This window comes from Eubacterium barkeri (assembly GCF_900107125.1).
In the GTDB taxonomy this organism is placed as follows: domain Bacteria; phylum Bacillota; class Clostridia; order Eubacteriales; family Eubacteriaceae; genus Eubacterium_O; species Eubacterium_O barkeri.
The window spans coordinates 133,653-153,956 of record NZ_FNOU01000003.1; the positions used below are offsets into that span (position 1 = coordinate 133,653).

General features: G+C 47.3%; 18 protein-coding genes and 1 tRNA gene. 2 read left to right on the forward strand and 17 right to left on the reverse strand.

Annotation, left to right across the window (positions count from 1 at the left end):
- Window positions 1-2: 2 nt before the first annotated feature.
- Together BLU30_RS03190 and cooS are read right to left on the reverse strand one after the other, a co-directional pair.
- A complete protein-coding gene (locus BLU30_RS03190) occupies window positions 3-953 on the reverse strand; it encodes an ABC transporter substrate-binding protein (RefSeq protein WP_090243397.1) in 951 nt (316 codons plus the stop codon).
- Complete coding sequence (gene cooS / locus BLU30_RS03195; RefSeq protein WP_242873488.1) at window positions 946-3,015, reverse strand: anaerobic carbon-monoxide dehydrogenase catalytic subunit; 2,070 nt, start codon at window positions 3,013-3,015, stop codon at window positions 946-948. The genes BLU30_RS03190 and cooS overlap by 8 nt, the downstream gene beginning before the upstream one ends.
- Window positions 3,016-3,234: 219 nt before the next feature.
- On the opposite strand from cooS, the gene BLU30_RS03200 reads away from it, so the two are divergent.
- Complete coding sequence (locus BLU30_RS03200) at window positions 3,235-4,437, forward strand: MFS transporter (RefSeq protein WP_090243399.1); 1,203 nt, start codon at window positions 3,235-3,237, stop codon at window positions 4,435-4,437.
- 68 nt (window positions 4,438-4,505) lie between these two features.
- On the opposite strand, the gene BLU30_RS03205 is transcribed toward BLU30_RS03200, so the two are convergent.
- A tRNA-Arg gene (locus BLU30_RS03205) sits at window positions 4,506-4,582 on the reverse strand.
- Window positions 4,583-4,757: 175 nt separating this feature from the next.
- On the opposite strand from BLU30_RS03205, the gene BLU30_RS03210 reads away from it, so the two are divergent.
- Window positions 4,758-5,237, forward strand: coding sequence for a deoxycytidylate deaminase (locus BLU30_RS03210; protein ID WP_090243401.1), 480 nt, complete (start codon window positions 4,758-4,760; stop codon window positions 5,235-5,237).
- Window positions 5,238-5,298: 61 nt separating this feature from the next.
- Here BLU30_RS03210 and BLU30_RS03215 read toward each other — a convergent pair whose 3' ends face one another.
- From BLU30_RS03215 to BLU30_RS03280, 14 genes are all read right to left on the reverse strand, one after another.
- Window positions 5,299-8,427 (reverse strand): response regulator, encoded by a 3,129-nt coding sequence (locus BLU30_RS03215; RefSeq protein ID WP_176770810.1) that lies wholly within the window; start codon window positions 8,425-8,427, stop codon window positions 5,299-5,301.
- 109 nt (window positions 8,428-8,536) lie between these two features.
- Window positions 8,537-12,349 (reverse strand): EAL domain-containing protein, encoded by a 3,813-nt coding sequence (locus tag BLU30_RS03220; protein ID WP_090243406.1) that lies wholly within the window; start codon window positions 12,347-12,349, stop codon window positions 8,537-8,539.
- A 65-nt stretch (window positions 12,350-12,414) separates the two neighbouring features.
- A complete protein-coding gene (locus BLU30_RS03225) occupies window positions 12,415-13,113 on the reverse strand; it encodes a hypothetical protein (RefSeq protein ID WP_090243408.1) in 699 nt (232 codons plus the stop codon).
- A 13-nt stretch (window positions 13,114-13,126) separates the two neighbouring features.
- Window positions 13,127-13,999, reverse strand: a complete 873-nt coding sequence (locus tag BLU30_RS03230; RefSeq protein ID WP_090243409.1) for a hypothetical protein — start codon at window positions 13,997-13,999, stop codon at window positions 13,127-13,129.
- Window positions 14,000-14,115: 116 nt separating this feature from the next.
- Window positions 14,116-14,316, reverse strand: a complete 201-nt coding sequence (locus tag BLU30_RS03235) for a cold-shock protein (RefSeq protein ID WP_090243411.1) — start codon at window positions 14,314-14,316, stop codon at window positions 14,116-14,118.
- Between the two features lie 263 nt (window positions 14,317-14,579).
- Entirely contained in the window at window positions 14,580-14,849 is a 270-nt protein-coding gene (locus tag BLU30_RS03240; RefSeq protein WP_090243413.1) for a hypothetical protein, read from the reverse strand.
- Window positions 14,849-15,235: a lactoylglutathione lyase gene (gloA, locus tag BLU30_RS03245; protein ID WP_090243415.1), complete on the reverse strand. Its 387-nt coding sequence runs from the start codon at window positions 15,233-15,235 to the stop codon at window positions 14,849-14,851. The genes BLU30_RS03240 and gloA overlap by 1 nt, the downstream gene beginning before the upstream one ends.
- A 24-nt stretch (window positions 15,236-15,259) precedes the next feature.
- On the reverse strand, window positions 15,260-16,009 hold the full coding sequence (gene recO / locus BLU30_RS03250; RefSeq protein ID WP_090243419.1) for a DNA repair protein RecO: 750 nt from the start codon (window positions 16,007-16,009) through the stop codon (window positions 15,260-15,262).
- Window positions 16,009-16,905 carry a GTPase Era gene (gene era / locus BLU30_RS03255; protein ID WP_090243421.1) on the reverse strand — a complete coding sequence of 299 codons (897 nt, stop codon included), beginning with the start codon at window positions 16,903-16,905 and terminating at the stop codon, window positions 16,009-16,011. Before era ends, recO begins: the two co-directional genes overlap by 1 nt.
- 70 nt (window positions 16,906-16,975) lie before the next feature.
- On the reverse strand, window positions 16,976-17,362 hold the full coding sequence (locus tag BLU30_RS03260) for a diacylglycerol kinase family protein (protein WP_090243423.1): 387 nt from the start codon (window positions 17,360-17,362) through the stop codon (window positions 16,976-16,978).
- A gap of 19 nt (window positions 17,363-17,381) precedes the next feature.
- A complete protein-coding gene (gene ybeY, locus BLU30_RS03265; RefSeq protein ID WP_090243425.1) occupies window positions 17,382-17,852 on the reverse strand; it encodes an rRNA maturation RNase YbeY in 471 nt (156 codons plus the stop codon).
- Window positions 17,845-18,846, reverse strand: coding sequence for a PhoH family protein (locus BLU30_RS03270; protein WP_242873489.1), 1,002 nt, complete (start codon window positions 18,844-18,846; stop codon window positions 17,845-17,847). The genes ybeY and BLU30_RS03270 overlap by 8 nt, the downstream gene beginning before the upstream one ends.
- A gap of 11 nt (window positions 18,847-18,857) precedes the next feature.
- Entirely contained in the window at window positions 18,858-19,472 is a 615-nt protein-coding gene (locus tag BLU30_RS03275; protein ID WP_090243426.1) for a histidine phosphatase family protein, read from the reverse strand.
- Between the two features lie 102 nt (window positions 19,473-19,574).
- Window positions 19,575-20,303: an acyl-[acyl-carrier-protein] thioesterase gene (locus BLU30_RS03280; protein WP_176770811.1), complete on the reverse strand. Its 729-nt coding sequence runs from the start codon at window positions 20,301-20,303 to the stop codon at window positions 19,575-19,577.
- Window position 20,304: the final 1 nt, after the last annotated feature.

A 20,304-nucleotide genomic window follows, 5' to 3' on the forward strand; every position in this document is an offset into this window, starting at 1 on the left:
TCCTAATTCTGGGAATAGACGAAGGTATCGTAATCCGGGGGATTCCCATTGATGCCGTCAGCCTTTAGCTTTTCTGTCAAGGTACCGTAATCCTCCCGGCTCAGAGTCAGGTCATCGTAGGAAATCCACTTGAGGGATTCCGCCAGTACCGTCCCATCCTGTCCCAAATATTTTTCCGCTACAGCCAGTGCCGAGGCATCATCCAGCTTCTGCCCGGCTTCCTTATAGCCGGCAATGATGGTCTGCGCCGCTCCGGGATTTTCTCTTAAAAAGGCACCGTTCAATACAAAGGCACAGCAGATGGAATCCTCCCATAAGTCACTGGATTCATAGAGCACATGCCCAAACCCCTTCACCACAGCGGCTGCACCAAAGGGCTCGGCCACACAATAGGCATCAATGGCACCACTGGCCAGGGAGGAGGGCATCTCAGCCGGCGACAGCTCGGTCAGGGTGACATCCTGGGTGGATAATCCTGCCTTGGTCAGGGCATCCTGGACCAGGATGTTATGGGAGGATTGGGTAGATGGAATGGCGATGGTCTTCCCCTTCAAATCCTGGGGTGTATTAATTTGCCCGGAGGCCACCAGCACATTCCCATCCCGGTGTCCCAGGGCCACGGCCTTCAGATCAATCCCCTTGCCCACGGCGCCCATGGCCAGCTCCACCAATACCGAGGCACCATCAATTTTCCCGGCATTCAGGGCATCCATCAGGTCCGTCCAGGAGCTGAATTTCTGAAGCTTGATCTGCACATCACTGCCCTGGGCTTCCAATAATTCCTTTTCTTCAAAAACCGGCAGGGCATGGGTAATGGGCAAATAGCCGATGGTGACTGTTTTCTGGGCCGATGTCCCGTTAGTACTCCCCTTGCCCTGGCATCCTGCCAGGAGGAGGACGGCTGCCAAAAGAATGGACAATGCCGCCATCCCCATTTTTAATTGCTTATGCATGCTGTGCCTCTCCATTCTGCCACCCCAGGGCGGCCCGCTTTTCTTTAATATCGGCAACGATCTTTTCACCTAATGCGATGGGCTCCGCATCCACCACCATCACAGATCCCAGGGTTTCCCGGGTATCCTCTTTCAAAAACCGGATCACTTTCTCAGAGCCATGGATGGGTGCCTCGACGCAATGATAGGAGCTCACCCCCATCAGCCGGAAGCCCAGGGAGGCATCCAGCCCCTTCTCATTGGACCACTCCGGTGAGGTAAAGGCGACGGGCATCTGGTGAATATCCTTCCCCATGGACGCTGCCAGGCCTGCGAAAAAGGCCGAGGAGCGGGTATTGTCGATGCATTCACCCACATGCCATACTGGTGGCAGATCATCCTTCTCTAAAAATCTCCGGAGAGTCTGGCCTACCCGTCCGTAGGCCTGGGCATTGGTCTGGCAAAAGCCCAGCTTCATCAAAGGAAATGACGCACAGCCATTGGTCAAAATCAACACATTGTGCTTCAGCAGCACCTCCGCCACATCAACAATAGCCTTCTCATACACTACCTTGGGATTATTACACCCTACCATATTGACGATGCCCAGGATTTCCCCGGAGCGCAGAGCTTCTGCCATCTGGTCCAGCCCACCGTGGATTTTCTGGATATATTCCACGGAGAAGCCCACCTCGGCCTCCACCTCATAGGGCGGGATGAATACGGGGATGTTCCGGCGGCTTTCATAGCTTTCGATGGCCCGCTGGATGATCCGCTCGGCAATTTTCTGGGTATCATCAATATTGCTGTGGTGATGGTCATAGCCGATGTGCTCAGCACCGGGCAGCCGGTTGGAATCGTTGGTGGTAACCACCGTGGTCTGGTAGCATCGGGCCACATCCATAATCGCCGGATAGATTTCCTGGACGTCCGCCACCCACAGGTCCAGGGCACCGGTCCCCAGTACCAGCTCCGCGCTGATGGCATTGGATAACGGAATAACGCCATCATAACGGTACATCGCCGCTAAGGAGGAGCAGCAGATGCCATAAAACTGAATACCCTTAGCGCCCTTTTCCCGGGCCAGCTTCAGGTATTTTTCACTGTATCCGGTTTTCATGATCTCCCGTACCAGCACCGGGAGATGCCCATGGACTGCAATGTTGACATAGCCCTCCTTCAAGGCCCCGATATTGGTTTTCGCCGTCGCCCGATCGCCGATCCCCAGCAGGGCATCGGTGGCGATGGATGCTCCCAGCACACCGCTGAAGGTAAAGACCAGGCCGCAGCGCAGGAACTGGCGCATGATGCTCTCCCAATCCGAATCGATGCCGCAGCCCGATTTATGATAGGCCTCAAAGACCTCATGGTAAGCGCTGATGGGCAGGATGTCCATATCCTTCCACACCTGCTGCCGCTCCAGGGGTGCGCAGGCAGCAATGGTCCGATAGGGCTCCGGCTCGCTCCGGGATAAATCCGCCAGGAGCACATCCGCCAGATCGATGGTGATGTTCTTGAGCTGGCGGCGGGCCGTTTTAATGCCAAAGGCCTCGGCCATGATCCGGATTTTATTCTCACCGTCAATAGCAATATCCATCTTGCCCTGGGCCGCCCATTTCAGCATAAGGATGACCTCCCGGGCGTGCATCCCATGCTGGGCTGCACCGGCTGCGGCACTGCGCAGCAGATTGCGGGCCACAATGAGGTCGGCATCTGCCCCACAGACCCCCCTCGGACTTTTCTTCGTTATTCGGCAGGGGCCCATATGGCAATTTTTACAGCAGGTTCCCGCCATCCCAAAGTGGCACTGGGGCTGCTGAGCATCGAATCGGTCAAAGGCCGTCTCCAGCTTAAGCTGGGCCATCCGCAGGAGCATCTCCCGTACGGCGGGGTCTGGGGTTTTCCCCAGCACCGCCTGCTTATCTGGAAAGGTCCTCCGATAATCCGAAACGGCCTTGGTGTAATCATCCTGAAAGCCCTCTGGGGTTTTTTCATCGGCTGGGATTAACTTCGGAATGCCATTTTTGTCAAAGCGGATCTTACTACGATGATGATGATCATCATGCTGATGGGTGTCTTTCATATCATATCTCCTCAAAACTGAATACTCTTCCAATGTCATATTAAACATATATGTTTAAAATTATCGATTTTGTATAGTTTAATGGATTCCCATGGATTTGTCAAACCTTTTTTAGGCATTTGACCCTCGGAAAGGTTTCAGTTGTTGAATGCCTTCTCCCATGGTAGAATAAAAATAGTATATTTTCGTTCGTAATCGGATTTATGGAAAGGAACCATCATGCTTCCCCATTGGAAAAAGAACATCACCCTCTTCCTTTTAAGCCAGACCATCTCTATGTTGGGTTCTGCCCTGACGCAATATGCCATGATTTGGTATGTCACTCTGAGTACCCAATCCGGAATGATGATGACACTGAGTACCCTCTGTACCTTTATACCCCAACTGTTCATCTCTCCCTTTGCCGGAGTGTGGGCAGACCGTTATAATCGTAAGCACCTCATCATCCTGGCGGACGGCCTGGTGGCATTGTCCACCCTGGGTCTGGCTCTGGCCTTTATGTCCGGGTACCGTGAGCTATGGCTCCTTTTTACTGTTGCTGCCATCCGTTCCGTTGGAACCGGAATCCAGATCCCTACGGTGAACGCCCTGATCCCTCAGATGGCCCCAGAGGATAAACTCATGCGGATCAATGGCATCAACGGTACCCTCCAGACCTTTACCATGCTGGTGGCACCGGCGGTTTCCGGTGCCCTTCTGGCCACAACCACTGTCGAAGCCGCTTTTTTTGTAGATGTGGTGACCGCTGCTATTGGTATCTCCTGTTTTGCCGCCTTGGTGACTGTACCCAAGTCTACTTTCTCTCCCCAAAATAAGACAAAGGTCCTCACTGACCTTATGGTGGGTGTACGCTATACCTTCTCACACCCCTTTGTCCGGGGAATGCTCATCTTTTACGGTATCTTGATGTTCCTGGTAAGCCCGGCGGCCTTTCTCACCCCGCTGCTCATCTCCCGTGAGTTTGCCAACGAGGTCTGGTATTTAACGGCCAATGAACTGGCTTATTCTGCCGGAGCCACCATCGGTGGCTTTATCATCTCCATCTGGGGTGGGTGGACAGACCGCATTAAAACCATTGCCGTGTTTACTTTCTTATACAGTATTCTCAGCATCGCCTTGGGATTATCGCCCTGGTTCATCATTTTTCTAGTGGCTATTTTCGGTATCGGCTTTACCGTGCCCTTCATCACCACCCCCTTCATCGTTTCCCTACAGGAAGAGGTAGAGGAATCCATGATGGGCAGGGTATTCTCCATGCTGCAGATTGTTGGTACAGGGGCTCTTCCCCTAGGCATGGTGCTTTTCGGACCCCTGGCAGATGCGATGAGCATCCGCATCATCATTATTGCTACTTCGGTCGTCATCCTGTTAACCATCATCCTGCTGCGGAACAGCCGGGATATCCAGGGGACACGGCATTAAATGGAACGAAAAAAAGCCCTGAACACCGTTATTTAAAAGTGTTTCAAGGCTTTTTATTTTGTCGAATATGGTGCGCCCGATACGATTCGAACGTACGGCACATGGCTTCGGAGACCATTGCTCTATCCACCTGAGCTACGGGCGCTAAAAGGTTACTGAATTATTATACCTTAACTGCATAAATTGTCAATACGGATTTTCAGTCTTTTTCAAAAGAATTCCAAGAATTTTCTTGTTCAGAAAGAAAATATATTCATTTTTAAGGAATTCAAGGCAAAAAAAATGATATACTTTATAAAATAAAACCAACGGAGGTTATGATGAAGCGAAATGATTATATCAGCTGGGACGAATATTTCATGGGTATTGCCCATCTGGCTGCCCAGCGCAGTAAAGACCCCGGCACCCAGGTAGGCGCTTGCATCGTCGATGCCGATAATAAAATACTGACCATGGGATACAATGGAATGCCCACGGGCTGCGATGACGACCATATGCCCTGGGCGCGGGAAGGTGATCCCTTAAACACAAAGTATTTATACGTTTGTCATGCCGAGTTTAATGCTATTTTAAATAGTGGTGGCCGCTCTTTAAAGGGTGCTACCTTGTACGCCACCCTTTTCCCCTGTAATGAGTGTGCCAAAGCCATTATCCAATCCGGGATTAAGCGGGTGATTTATGGGGAAGATAAATACGCCGATTCTGACAGTGTGCTGGCTTCAAAGCGTATGTTTGAAATGGCTGGTGTCTCCTATGATGCCTATGTCCCCTCAGGCAAGCAGATTACCATCGAATTATAAATGAACACAGATTTAAAACGTGCCCGACGCCACTTGAGTGACTGGGCACGTTTTTTACGGATTATGGTCTCTGTTGGTCAAAGCATTGTTTTAAAGTGCTATACAGTATCTGAGTATCAATCGGCTTTGCAATATGACCATTCATTCCACTGGAAAAGGCTTCGGATACATCCTCGGTGAAGGCATTGGCCGTCATGGCGTATATCGGTATCGTCGCTGCTTCAGGATGATTAGATTTACGAATTGCCTTTGCCGCCTCATAACCATCCATAAAAGGCATCTGAACGTCCATCAAAATGGCGTCATAGGTTCCTGGCTCCATGGCCATAAAACCTTCTACCGCTTCCTTGCCATCCACTGCACAATCCACCCTTAAGCCAACCAGTTCCAATAAATCAATGGCAATTTCACGGTTTATTTCATTATCCTCTGCTAATAAAATGCGTTTTCCAGTAAAATTGTAGTCCTGTTCATCGGCCGTGGCTTTTGTATATTTTCCACCGCTTAAAGTCATCAGCACATTATAAACAGTCGATTGAAACAAGGGTTTCGAGATGAACATATTCGCCCCCGCCGCCTTGGCTTCATCCTCTATTTCTGAAAGATCGTAGGCTGAAACGATGATGATAATGGTGTCCTCATCGTACAACTCCCGAATTTTCCGTGTAACCTCTACCCCATTTGTTCCCGGCATTTTCCAGTCAACAAAGCAAAGATCATAACCACTACCCGCAATATAAGCATCCTGAATCCGTGCAAGGGCATCCTCCCCACCCTCAGCTGTTTCAAATTGAACACCAATACGTTCGAGCACGATGGTGGTGTATTCCAGAGTCTGGGCATCATCATCCACCACTAAGGCTTTAATATCCCTAAATTCTGCCGGTTCATTTTGTGGTACATCCGATATGCTGTCAAAAGGAAGTTCTACGGCAAAGGTCGTTCCCACTCCAACGGTGCTTTCCAGCGTTATGGCGCCATGCATCATTTCAACCAAACTTTTGGTAATGGATAAACCTAAACCGCTTCCCCCGTGGTTTTGAGCCGTTTCCGCACTCTCCTGCTCAAAGGGCTTGAAAATACGGGTTTGCATTTCCTTGGAAATACCAGCCCCGGTATCCGTAACCGCAAATCGAAAGTATATTTTTTCTCCCTGACGATCCTCTTGGGCGATCAAAACCTTAATGCTTCCACCCTTTGGCGTGAATTTATAAGCATTGGACAGAAGATTCAGGAGAATCTGGTTAAGCCTCAGGGCATCGCCTACCAGCATTTCCTCTGTGACGCCCGAAAGCAATACCTCAAACTCAATTTCCTTTTCTTTACACTGCGTATAATATAGCGTGGTAAGGGACGTTAAAAGAGCTTTTAAATCAAAGGGATTGTGGGCAATTTTTAGTTTTTCACTTTCAATTGCTGACATATCCAACACATCATTGATAATACTCAAGAGAATTTTTGCAGATGCATCAATTTTAGATAAATAATCCTTTGTTTTGAACGAATCATCCGTATGATGTTTGGCGATTTCCGTCAAACCCACGATAGCATTCATGGGGGTTCGGATTTCATGACTCATCCTGGCCAGGAATTGAGATTTGGCTTGATTGGCATGCTCTGCCTGACGGACCGATTCAGAAAGCTGCTTATTTTTTTCCTGAATTTTCTCTGTGTTTTTTTGACGAATGTTTAAAATCTGCCAAAACATAAGAACACACAAAAGGATAAGCAAAACGATAAAAATGAAAGGCACGCGATATTTATATAGCATGTCCCCCAAGGTAAGATGATAAGGCTTACCGGTGGTATATTTGGCGATAATCTGGGACACTGTATCCTCGTCAATCTGGGCGATGCTTTTATTGACAACCGAAATCAGCATCGGATCTGATAATAGGGGATTGACGTTCCCATTTTCATCAACAAGGGAAACAGCACTTAGACAAAGTTGATCGCTCAGCCCCTCCACAGGAAAGGCCGATAGGCTTTCATACTGGGGCTTGGATAAAAGATAGGTCACCACATATTGGTTCTGCATGGCCAAATCAGCTTTTCCATCTAAAACCGCCTGAAAACTTTCCTCCACCGTATCATATACATCAATGGTAAAATTGGGGTATTTCGTTTGCAAAAAAGCCTCAATGCTCCCTGACCCTGTGGCCATGGCAATTTTATAAGATGCATCTTTGTCAAAGGTCGTATCCGATTTTCCTACGAATACCTTTTGAGCTGCCAAATAGGGATTCGATAGCCGTAGTCCCTCTGTTTTCAGATTAATGCTGTTGTACTCCACACTGGCAATTAATCCGATTTTATGTTCCGTTAAATAATCATAGCTGACTTTTCCTGGTGGCAAAGGAATATACTGAATGGAAAGCCCACTAATTTCGGAAATCTTATCCACAATATCCCGGGTCATTCCTGCAAATTCTCCAGTATTCGTATCCTCATAAGACACCGGATCCTGATTCGAAACATATCCCAAATTAACGGAGCCCAGCTTTACAATATATTCCTGCTCCGCCTTACTAAAGGCTTGTGAATTTTGAACATCATCAAAATATTCTTTATCCAGGGACATTTCATAGTAGCGATTATTGGTGTGAATATAGACTTGGGCAGCATCCACCCCTACTTTAATTGAGGGATCATTGGGGTTACAGGCAAAGTACATATCCACTGGGGTCATCCGGGCTATAACCTTATAGTCATTGGTATATCGGATGGTCCCCATCATCAGGGCATCAACCTGACCAGCGTCTAAAGCCGCACGGGCCTCCTGATCAGTGGCATAATCCGACATAATAACTGAAACACCTTTTTCGGCCATGGTTTCCTGACATAAAGAACGGTAGGCTGAACCGGAAATACAGCCGACGCGCAGACCACCGAAATTACTGTAATCCTCATAGGCATAGTGGGTATTATCGGTTTTCACACAAAGTAATGCCCCATTTTCTCCCATACTTTCTTCTGAAAAATCATAAAGCCCTTCACGCCCGGGGGCCTTCTGTACGCCGACAACGATATCTACAGCGCCTTGCTCCAGATTTTCCAGGGCCTGACTAAAGGACATATCCACGTAATCCAAAGTCCATCCATTATAATCGGCAATATCCCTTAAATATTCTACGGCGTATCCTTTAACTGTTCCATCCACTTGACGTTCAATAAAATTAGGATAGTTCATCACAGCCACTTTAACTGTTTTTTCGGTACTTGCTGCCCAAACCGGCAACGTACTGACTATCAGTATGATCACTAGCATTAATATTAATCTAAACGGATGCTTCAACGGATCACACCTCCCCTTGTCCCGGATTGATGGGTCTGTCCATTTTAAACTGTCCAATATTTTCTGCTGTCCCAATGGTTTTTATGGGGTTTCCCTGATCATCAAAAATATTGGTGCATCTGATTCGCCACCAAATCTGCTGCCCCGAGGGTTCATTAAGTGGGATATCGTAGCAAACCGCCTTTACCCCATCATAAAGCGCCTGCTGTTTTTCTTGATACAGATTGACATATTCCGGGGGAATGATGCCGCTTTCTACCAGAAACCGACTGTACTGAGGAATGACATCTGCAAACCCTAAATTTGCTCCCTGGATACCATTAACACACGTATCCGTTAGTAGGTCGTGTTCCCAATACTGAAGTCCAGAGTGGGAGAGGGCAATCTCCAGCTTTAACCGTTGTTCATTAAGGCTCTCGGTAGTCAAACGCTCCTTTGTAATGTCAATAATGGTGACGTAAAACCAACCTTCTCCATTTTCATCCTGCACCAAATGACCAATATCATGAACCCAACACAGACTGCCATCTTCCTTCTCAATCCGATATTCGCATTCATCCACATTTCCGACAGCAATTTGTGTTCTAATTTCATTGAGAACCCGTTCCCGATCTTCATGCCAGACCATTTTTTTAAAGGAACGGCCAAACTTTTCATCAAATCGCTGCCGGCTATAGCCCAACATTTTCAGCATATTCTCACTTACAAAATCAAAGGTATCATTGTCCTCTGCACGATAACGAAAAATTCCCCCTGGCATTAAATCCAGCAGCCGCTTACGGTCTTCTGAGAGATCCGTTAATTGTTGGGCGATGGCTGCCCGGGCAGTATTATCTTGAATATACTGAATTCTTGCGATTTTTCCGCCCCATTCCGTCAGCTTTCCCTTAATGATGTAATGCTTTCCCTTGGCTTGATCGACCACCTCATGTTCACAGTACTCCTTCGACATTTCAGCCAAAGGCACGCAGTGGGGACAGGGCTTTGTATATCCCCAAATCAGATTATAGCATTTTTTCCCTGACCCAGTCCGTCGGTCACACCCTGCAATTTCACCAACGACATGATTCAGGTAGAGCACATCGTAATTTTCTGTGTCGCATACCATGATCCCATCGCTGGTTTCATCTAAGAGCCAATCTAAATTTCGGGAAAGTACAGGGGATGGCATAGGCATTTCATGGTCGTAAATCTGGTACTGATTTTTCCCAAGCCGTTTAGCCACCAACAGAGCACTATCGCCATTTTTATAGAGCGTTTGATAATCGGTGCCTTGATCTGGTGCGATGGATACACCTGCCGTCGCTGTTATTTCCACACCACCATACTGGACCCTTAGTTTTCTGCAAAGCAGACTGACACGTTTATGTAACTCCGGCAGATGCGTTAAGGTTGGTAAGAAAATGGCAAATTCATCCCCGCCCAATCGCGTGATAATATCCCTTTCTTCAAAATAGCATCGCAAAATATCAGCAATATCCACCAGAACCGCATCCCCCTGATCATGACCAAAAACATCGTTTATCGTCTTGAAATTATCCAGATCCAAAATGATAAAGGCGCCATCATTGGGTCCAGATGCCGCAAAAAATGCATTCATCCGTGTTTCTAAGGCGATGCGGTTATACAGACCCGTTAAGGCATCGTGCTCTGCCTGATAGCGCATAGCCTCCACTTCCTGACTCAAGAGCGTTTCTCTTTCCATAAGGCGCAGCTTAGACTCTGCTAAAGCACTATTGACCCGGTGTCGGGCAACCTCTGTATGATAAGGCTTTGAAATAAAATCATCTGCTCCCATGGACAGCGCTCTGGCCTCCCCCTCTTCCCCAAGCTTTGAGGTAATGATGACCGGAATACCGCAGGTATCCGGGTTCTCTTTCAGTTGCCCCAATAGCTGGAATCCGTCCATAATCGGCATCACCAAATCCAATAAGATGATGTCAACCATTTTATAGTTTTTAAGAACATAATCGGAAGCGGTTTGCCCATTATTAATTTCAACGATGGTATAGGTGCTCGAAAAAATTTCTGCCAAAATCTTTCGGTTGACCTCAACATCATCGACAATCACCATCACCCCCTTTGTCCCACCATTGTGGATTGCAACCTGATTGCTCGGCACATAATCCCCCAGGGAGTCAGCATCACAATTGGCAATAACGGACTCTTTTAAATAAGCTTCAAAGGCAGTGCGGGGCATTGGCCTTGCATAATAGTACCCTTGGACGCAGTGGCACCCCATTTTTCTCAAGATATCCAGCTGGGTCTTGGTTTCCACTCCCTCTGCCACAACATCCAAATTCAGCCATTTGGCTAAACTTATCACAAAACTCAAAATACTCGGACTGCCACTACCGGCTGTTTCATTTTGAATGAATTGCATATCCAGTTTGAGAATGTCCAGGGGCATCTGGGATAGCATATTCAGGGACGAATACCCTGAGCCAAAATCGTCCATTTCAATAATGAATCCCAAATTCTTCAGTTTTCTGACTGTTTTAATCAGCTGCTCCGGATCCTCTGTATAGGCGGTTTCGGTGATTTCTAAATGGAGGTAACGGGGCTGAATCCCTGCTTCGTTCACCAGTCCCAGTAAGAATTCCGGTAAATCGGTACGGTAAATATCCAGCCTTGAAATATTCACCGAAATGGGGATTAACCGTTGTCCTTGATCCTGCCAGTCTTTTAATGTCTGACAGACCGTCCGCCACACATACTGATCAAGCTTTGTAATAAAGCCATTGCGTTCAAAAATGGGAATGAAGATCCCTGGGGACATCAATCCCTTTTCGGGATGGACCCACCGGATAAGTGCTTCTGCCCCAACGACTGCTTCCTTCTTCACATCATACTTAGGCTGATAATATACTTTGAACTGATTGTCCTGAACCGCGATTTCCATTTCATCAAGAATGGATTGCTCAAAGAGGAGGTCCTGACGAATGATATCATCGTAGTAGGCGTAAGGTGTATCGTACTGTCCCTTTATGGATTTACAGGCAATGACCCCGCGGTCGCACATCACATTTGCGGGAATATCCAGTGCCTTAACCACATAAATGCCAAAACGAAGCCCCAGGCTGATGGGAATAGGAAATCGATTGACCTGGGCAATCATTTCATCAAAACAGGTTTTGTCATAGGCGGGTCGATGGGGCAGTAAGCAGGCAAATTGATCCACACCAATCCGGCCACAGATCCCTTCCTCTACAAAATAATTCTCCATCAAACCGGCCAAGTGTTTAAGTAGCGCATCTCCAGTATCCATCCCAAATAAATCATTAACCAATTTAAAACGTTCAATATCACAGCAGATCAGGTCATAACTTTCTGAGGGTTTACCTTTAATTTTCATCATTATCTGCTCATAAAAAAATTCTTTTTTCAGGACTCCCGTCAATGCATCCTTACGAACAGCATTGACCAAAGCCGCTGTTTCTCTAAGCTTAATGGTATTTGCCAGTCGGTGCTTAATAACCGCAGGCTTATAGGGCTTCACTAAAACATCGTTGGCCCCCATGGATAAAGCCAAAACCTCAGTGTCCGCAGCATCATCCCCGGTTGTTACAATAATCGGAATCTTTGACAAAAGCGTATCGCCGCTCATGGCTGTCATCACCTCATACCCATTCATAACAGGCATGGTAATATCCAGCAAAATCGCAGCAATACGCTCCTTTTGTTGGTGTAATATATCTAAGGCAATCTTTCCATTTTCTGCTTCCAGGATTGTGTAATCTTCCTTCAAAATCCCAGACAAAACCAGGCGGTTTACCCGCCGATCATCCACAATCAAGACACATTTTCTCTTTGGCATCGAAATGCCCTCCCCTTTTTTCTATCTCTATCCCTATCATTCTGCCGATGCGTATTCTTCTCTTTTTATTCCTCTGGATTGACCTCCACTGTGGGTGTGGGGGCTGGTGTCGCCGTTACATTTTCAATTTTCTGCTGAGTCGTATGGGTAATCTCCCCAAACCAGGTCGTAATGGTGGATAAACCAAAACCGGTATTGATCCCAAAGAATCCCAGCCAAATAAATAAAGTGTACAGAACGGTCACCAGGGTAATTACCACACTTTTCCCAAGGCCACTGCGATGGTAGCGATAAAACACGTATAAGCCAAGGGGGGGCAGGGCAATGATTAAAATAACCATCACCCACTTTTTCACCAATAGCCTTTTAAGCCTTCCCCCAGAAGTGTCCTCAGCCTCTGACAGTCCATCATCCCTGGTGGATACTGCTGCCGCCCCTGATGATGCACTTTGGCCGATGGGGTCAAATTCCTCTTCCTCAGCATAATAATCTTTAAATTTTTCCGGATTTTTTATGACATCCGCCACACAGGATTTATACCATTCCAATACCTGCTCATCATCGCATTCTATGCGCAGGAGGACATGACCTTGATCCTTCTTGGCAAAGCGAATGCTAATGGTGTCTGCACCGTACTCTGCTGTCATAACATCTCCCTGGCGATTTAATTTGATTTTTGTAAAATCCCCGGTATCCAGTGCTATTTCAGAGGCATCAATCCACTGGCCAAGGGTCCCTGGAGCCGATAGCTTTTGCTTGTTCATTTGTTTTCATCCTTTATTGTAATGCCGCCTGCTGAATCAACACGTCCATCTCAGCCAGCCAGGCCTGTTTCACGTTCTGTTGAATTTCATATCTTCCGGTGACCGCATTATATTCAAAGAGGCGGCTAAGGGCGTAGGGGCTCGTGTTTCCACTTCTTTGGAGAATTTTGTACACCCCGATGGCATCATCGGGGTCATTTAGAGTATCCTCTAGTCTCCCGAGGATTGCCATTTTCTGACGGTCACTGGTACTGGCTGGATCTTCTAAATCAAAAATCTGGGTATCTGTTTGAACACTTAATCCAGCGGAATTTAAAATGGTATACTCTGTAATGAGGAAATCGTGCTGCTGATTAAAGCGATCCACAAAACGAACCAACTGGAAATCGAGCTGGTTCCCCACGTCAACCGCAGACCCCTGGGGTCCCTGCCGCCTGACGATCCCCAGATTAAAGAGTCCCTCCTGGCTGCAGTCATCCAAATCGTAGGTGTAAAGACTTTGCCATTCGCCATTAATCTCCTTCAGGATTTGAATAAAGGCCTCCTGATAATACCACGTCTTTCCATCCACAGTATAGCCCATGCTTCCCCCATCGTCTGAGCCTGAAAAGCTGTTTTTTAGCAGCACTTCGCTTTCCGGTATGAGGGAAAACACCGCCATCTGATGGATCGTCCCCTTGCGGTTACAGGATACCGTGTACTTCGGAATCTTCTGATAATCATCTTCATTATTATTTTGAGCACTCACTCTAGGACCATAGAGGCCGATATCAATTTCTACATTGCGCTCACGCACCATATAAAGCCAATAGCCGATGGCACTGGCAATGGTGACGGCCATGAGAAGGGCGCACCATTTGAAGGCATTCTTTGAATTTTCGTCCAATTTTACATCCTTTTGATTCTATATTTCTACTTTATCTGTATTATAACAAATAACTTCGCTTCCTCCAATAAAAAAACACCCCAGAGCAATCTCCAGGGCGTTTTTCTTCAAATGAATTACTGTGCTACAACGTTCTTTGCCTGTAAGCCACGGGGGCCATCTTCGATGTCAAAAGTTACACTTTGTCCTTCGTTCAGGGTTTTGAAGCCATCAGACACGATTGCGGAAAAATGTACGAAGACATCGTCGCCATCTTCACGGGAGATGAATCCAAATCCTTTTTCACTGTTAAACCATTTTACTGTACCTGCGTTCATCACGGTACCTCCTAAATCCTTAATATCCAAGGAACCGATAAAAAAATCACATATTTTTGCAAACCACTTATACTAGAGTAAAATGATCTGCAAAAATATGTGAATCAATTACTACTTCCTTAAGACAAATTAATAATAACCTAATTACTATTTTTTGTCAATTATTATTCGTCCTGCAATGGGAAATATTACAAAAATTATTTAAAAAAGGCACTGTCCCCCAGAACTCATCGACGGTTTTTGTGGGACAGTGCGCTTAATAATCACTCTTTTCTCAGATTGAGACTCAGCTTGGGCCAGGTTTGACACATCGACAAGTGAATTCCAGTTTGCCTGGCCGTCTGTCGAATGAACTGATAGGCCAAAACATCTGGATTGATGCAATGGGCATTCATCTCATAGATGGCAGGATCCTCTGCAACGCTTCGGATATCCACATACTGATCGAATTCCAAGGAGCCATTGCTCTCGAAAACATAGGGAATGCCCTTGATTTCCACCACAAGCAGCGGTGCCCGTTCCCCCTCATCCATTACTTTTTTCTCAGAATCTCGATTTTGTAGCCATCGGGATCGGTGATGAAGTAATAGTTCTTCTTCCCTGCGTCCAGGCCACTTAAATTGGTAACCGTATAGCCCTTGGCAATGTGCTCATCATGACTGGCTTCCAAATCCTCTACTTCCAGAGCCAGGTGACCGTAGCCATTTCCTAAATCGTAGGGAACTTCCGGGTCGTAATTATAGGTTAACTCCAGGGTAAAGTCAGTCTGACCATCCCCCAAATAGACTAAGGTAAATTTACCCTCGGGCTTGTCCTTCCTTCGGACCTCTGTCAGTCCCAGGGCGTCTTCATAAAAAGCTAAAGATTTTTCCAGATCCATCACCCGGATCATAGTGTGCAGCATACGATATTTTCCCATGGATTCCTCCTAAAAGTGTATTGTTCAGTTTCCCACAACATCCTTGTAAAACTGATAGGCCGAAAGCTTCTTATCCAAATTAAATGAAATATAATGATCCATGATATCCATCACCCTCCGAATCATCTCATCGGGCAAATCCATATCCCGAATGACCTTAATGGGTTTAATCAGCAAGATCTCCATCACAGACAGCTGTTCTGGAAGCAGGCGATAGGTATACCCTTCATCCCCGGAGCAATCCCGACAGATAGCCCCGCCTCCATCAATGGAAAAGTATATCAATTCCTCTGTTTTTTTGCAATGGGCACAGGCAGAAAGAACGGGCCGAATGCCTTGAGCCTCTGCAATCTTCAGCTGAAAAGCGGCCACCAAAGCAGTGTCACTGACCGCCTGTCCCTGGGATAAATAGTACAATATATGGTTAGCCACCTTTAAAACCGCCGGATTCCCCTGGTAAAAATCATAAAAGGCATCCAGCAGCTCTAAAATATAAGAGGCCAGGGACATCTTGAGTAAATCCTGACGCAGGGGATAGAAGGCTTCAACTAAAGTCGCCTGATTGATGGAGGCAAAATTCTTTCCCGGATAGTAGACAAATTCACTAAAGGAAAAGAGCTGGGTGGCTGCCACCAGCTGACTTTTACTGCGCCTGACCCCCTTGGCAATGGCCTTTTGCTTGCCCTCCTTCTCTGTAAACAGGGTGAGTATCTTATCCTGCTCCTGGAAGGGCTGCTCCCTTATGACCAAGGCCCGTGTCTTAACCTGGGCCATTAGTCAAAATAACCCAGATCCTTTAAATCGTAATTCCGCTCCCGCCAATCGGCTCGAACCTTTACCCAAAGCTGGAGATTCACCGGCGTTTTTAAGAAGAATTCAATATCCCGCCGGGCCTGGCTCCCAATTTTTTTCAGCATGGCCCCCTGCTTCCCAATAATGATACCCTTGTGGCTTTTCTTTTCACAGAAAATGGTAGCGTCAATGTCCAGAATATTTTTATTGGGCCGTTCCTTCATCATGGAGATTTCCACGGCCACTCCGTGGGGAATTTCATCCCGAAGGAGATTGAGGATCTTTTCCCGAATCAGCTCGGCAACAATAAATCGCTCACTCTGATCCACAATCATGTCATCAGGGAAAAACATCGGGCCTTCCGGCAAATTCTTCCGAATGAGGGTGAGCAATTCTTCAATACCATCCCCCTCCCTAGCCGAAATGGGCAAAATGGCCTGGAGAAAATCATAGGACTGATAAAGGGCGATGGTTTTAAGCAGTTCCTCTTTGGGTACGGTGTCAATTTTATTCAGAACCAGAAGGATGGGTGTTTTAATTTTGGAGAGCTTCTCTAAAATATACTGATCCCCAGGACCCAGTTTCACTTCCGGCTCCACCAGGTAGAGCACCACATCCACATCGCCCAGGGTATCCATTGCGGCCTTTTGCATATAATCCCCCAGCTTGTTCTTAGGGCGATGCATCCCGGGAGTATCAATGAAGACCATCTGGCAATCATCCTCGGTGTGGATACAGCGGATGGCGTTCCGGGTCGTCTGGGGCTTGCTGGAGGTAATCACCAGCTTTTCCTTCATAATGGCATTAAGCAGGGTGGATTTGCCCACATTGGGACGCCCGACGATGCTGATGAAACCTGATTTAAATTCTTTTTCCATTGATTCAACTTCCTTCTCTATTTGATGGCCATTTATCCGACTGGCCTTTTCCCATTCTATCCATCGTATCTTAAATTCCTCCCATGGTCGCAATGGTTGTCATGATGAGCTGCCAAAACCGAGGTCCAAAAATAATGAGCCCCACTACAACAGAAACCCCCGCCATAAGAAGGACGGCTCCTGCGGCCGTATCCTTACTGGCCTTGGCCAAATCGTGATATTCTTCAGTGTAGAGGTCCACCAGGGTCTCCACTGCCGTATTGACCACCTCAAGGATTAAGACAAAGCCAATGACAATGACCAGAGCCAGCCACTCGGGTGTGGTGATGCGGAAATAAAACCCGGCCAAAATGGCTAAAACCCCAATAATGGTATGAATCTTCATATTGGGTTGGGTTCGCAGCACATAGTTTACCCCTTGGATGGCATAATGAAAACTACTCCTTAAGCGTCGCATTTCATCCCCCCTTTTCCAATCAGTCCTCTTGACCCATGATGGCCTTTTCACGGGTGCGCATCACCTGTTTATCTCCAGGCACCATATGATCGTAACCCAGCAGGTGTAAGGTGGAATGGACGGATAAATAGCACACCTCCGCCTCAAAGGTATTGCCGTATTCTTTAGCCTGCTTCTCAGCCTGCTCCAAATTCACGATGATATCTCCCAATACCAGGGGCATCCCTTCCTCAAGCTCGATGATCGCATCCTCCGGTGTGAAATCATTCATGGGAAAGGAGAGCACATCCGTCGCTTTGTCCTGATGGCGATATTCTGCATTAATGGCTTGGATTTCATCCGGTGTCACCATGGAATAACTGATTTCCACCTCAACATCCGGCTCGATGCCCTCACTTTCCACCGTCCGTTCAATAACGTCTAAAATTTGGGCTTTCAGGGCATCATCCACCCCTTGATCCGTCCGGTTATCAAACTCAATTTTAATCATTTTCTTTAACCTTTCGTTTTTCTGCCCGGGCCTGCCGCTGTTTTTCACTTTTATCGTAGGCTTCTATAATGCGCTGGACCAGCCGATGACGCACCACATCCGATTCTGTAAACTGAATAAAAGCGATGCCCTTCACCCCCTTTAAGATATGCTGTACTTCCTTAAGACCTGAACGCTTTCCCTCGGGCAAATCCACCTGGGTGACATCCCCGGTGACCACCACCTTGGAGCCTGCCCCAAAGCGGGTTAAAAACATCTTCATCTGCTCCGGGGTGGTGTTTTGGGCCTCATCTAATATAATATAGGCATTTTCCAGGGTCCGCCCCCGCATATAAGCCAGGGGAGCCACCTCGATGAGCCCCTTTTCCATATTGCGTTCAAAGGCCTCTGCTCCCATGATTTCAAAGAGGGCATCGTACAGTGGGCGCAGGTAGGGGTCCACTTTATCCTGGAGATCCCCGGGCAAAAATCCCAGCTTTTCCCCGGCTTCCACCGCAGGCCGGGTAAGGACCAGGCGGTCAACCTCTCCATTTTTAAAGGCCGTAATGGCCATGGCCATGGCGAGGTAGGTTTTTCCCGTCCCTGCCGGACCGATGCCAAAGACCATCTCATTCTTTCGGATGGCCTCAATGTATTTTTTCTGGCCGATGGTTTTGCTGCGAATGGGCTTTCCCCGGGTAGTAAAGCAGATGGTATCTTCGCGAAGGGCACCGTATTCACTGGAAAGTCCCCTGGCCTCCAGCTGGAGGATGTAGTCCGTGGTATCCTTGGTCATCGTCCCCTGGACGGCCACGGTTTTTACCATTTCCTCCACCACCCGGATACCGGCGTCCACAGCCTTAGCTCCCCCCCGGATTTTCAAGGTGTTATCCCGGACGATGACATCAATATTCAGCCGCCCCTCAATCATCTTAATATTTTCATCATACTGGCCGAAGACCTTGGAGAGAATCTCCGGTGATTCAATAAGTAACTCTTTCGTGATTTCTTCCAATGACACGCTCCTTATTCATACTTTGGTGCATACAGGGTTTCCAGTATTCCGTAGCCCTCTGGGCAGCGGATGATGGCAATCCCCCCCAATTTGATTTCAAAATGCCATTTAACATCTAAGGGTAAATCCAGCAGGTTCAGAAGCAGACTGTGAACGGTTCCCCCATGGGCGACGATGAGTATCGTCTGATTCTCTTCTGCCTTGTCTTCTTCCCTGATAAAGTGTTCCAGGCGCTGGTGGTACTCCACATAGGATTCACCTTCTGGGAGGATGGTAAAATTATAATCCCCCATCCACTTCTTCCAGGCCTCTGGGTCCTTCGCCTCGGCCTCGGCAGTGGTAAGTCCGTCAAAAATACCAAAGTTAAACTCTTTTAATACCGGCTCTACCGAAAGGGGGACTCCGAAGACCTCCGATGCCTCTTCTCCAATGATCCTGGCACGGCTGATGGGGCTGGCATATATCCGATCAATGGGAGTGCGCTGATGAATGGCCTGGATTTCTTCAAGAAGGCGTTCTTTCATCACAAGCCCCCGCTTGGTATAGGGGGATTCAGTGTGACCGTTGAGACGGCCCTCCACATTCCCCTGGGTTTCCACATGGCGTACAAGTATATATCGCTTCATTTCGTCATCCTTTAATCAATTGTTATGGTGTTATTATATCCTTATTTTTGAAAATTAAAAAGGACCTTCAATAAATAATATTGCGGATCCCCATTTTTTATTCTAGGACAAAATTAATTCAAGCTGGCACAGCAGCTCATCCCGTTGATTGATAACATCCACACGGTAGTGATGATTGGCCACCTGGGCCGAACGGACCGTCACTATATCGCCATAAAAGCCCTGATTTTTATAAATAATTTTCACCTGGGAAAGAGCCATAGATTTCACCTCTTCCAGGGGTAGGATTTCCAGGGCCCAGGCCAGGTATTTCACATGGTTCACGTGGGTATTGAAATCAATATCCAAATAGCGGACCTGGAACTGCTTTTCCTCTGTCCAATCGGAAACCTTTGTCAACCGCCGCAGATTAAAATCGGTTTGATCCCCGGCCTGATAAACCACATTCTGGGGAACACTCTCCATCCGGCGCAAGCGGCCGCTTTCCGTATCGATGAGCATCCATTCCGTATCCGCCTCGATCATGACCCTCCCGCCCTGATCTCTGATGGCAAAACGCCTATGGGCAGCAAAGCCATGGAAGGCGATGGCCTCGGTTTCCACTGTAATCTCCTGATTAAAGACCGGGTACTCCATAAAGCGCACATCGTATTTCACTAAGAACCAAGCTAATCCAGCCGTTTCCATGACCTCCAGTCCGACGCCCAGAGCTTCGCTTTGCTCCTGGCTGCTTTGCTGAAAGTAGTTCATCGCCGCTACGGGTGACAGCTGGTAATCATAGGTACACTCGTAGCCATTGACCCGCTGTTTTTTTTCATATATTAATCCCATT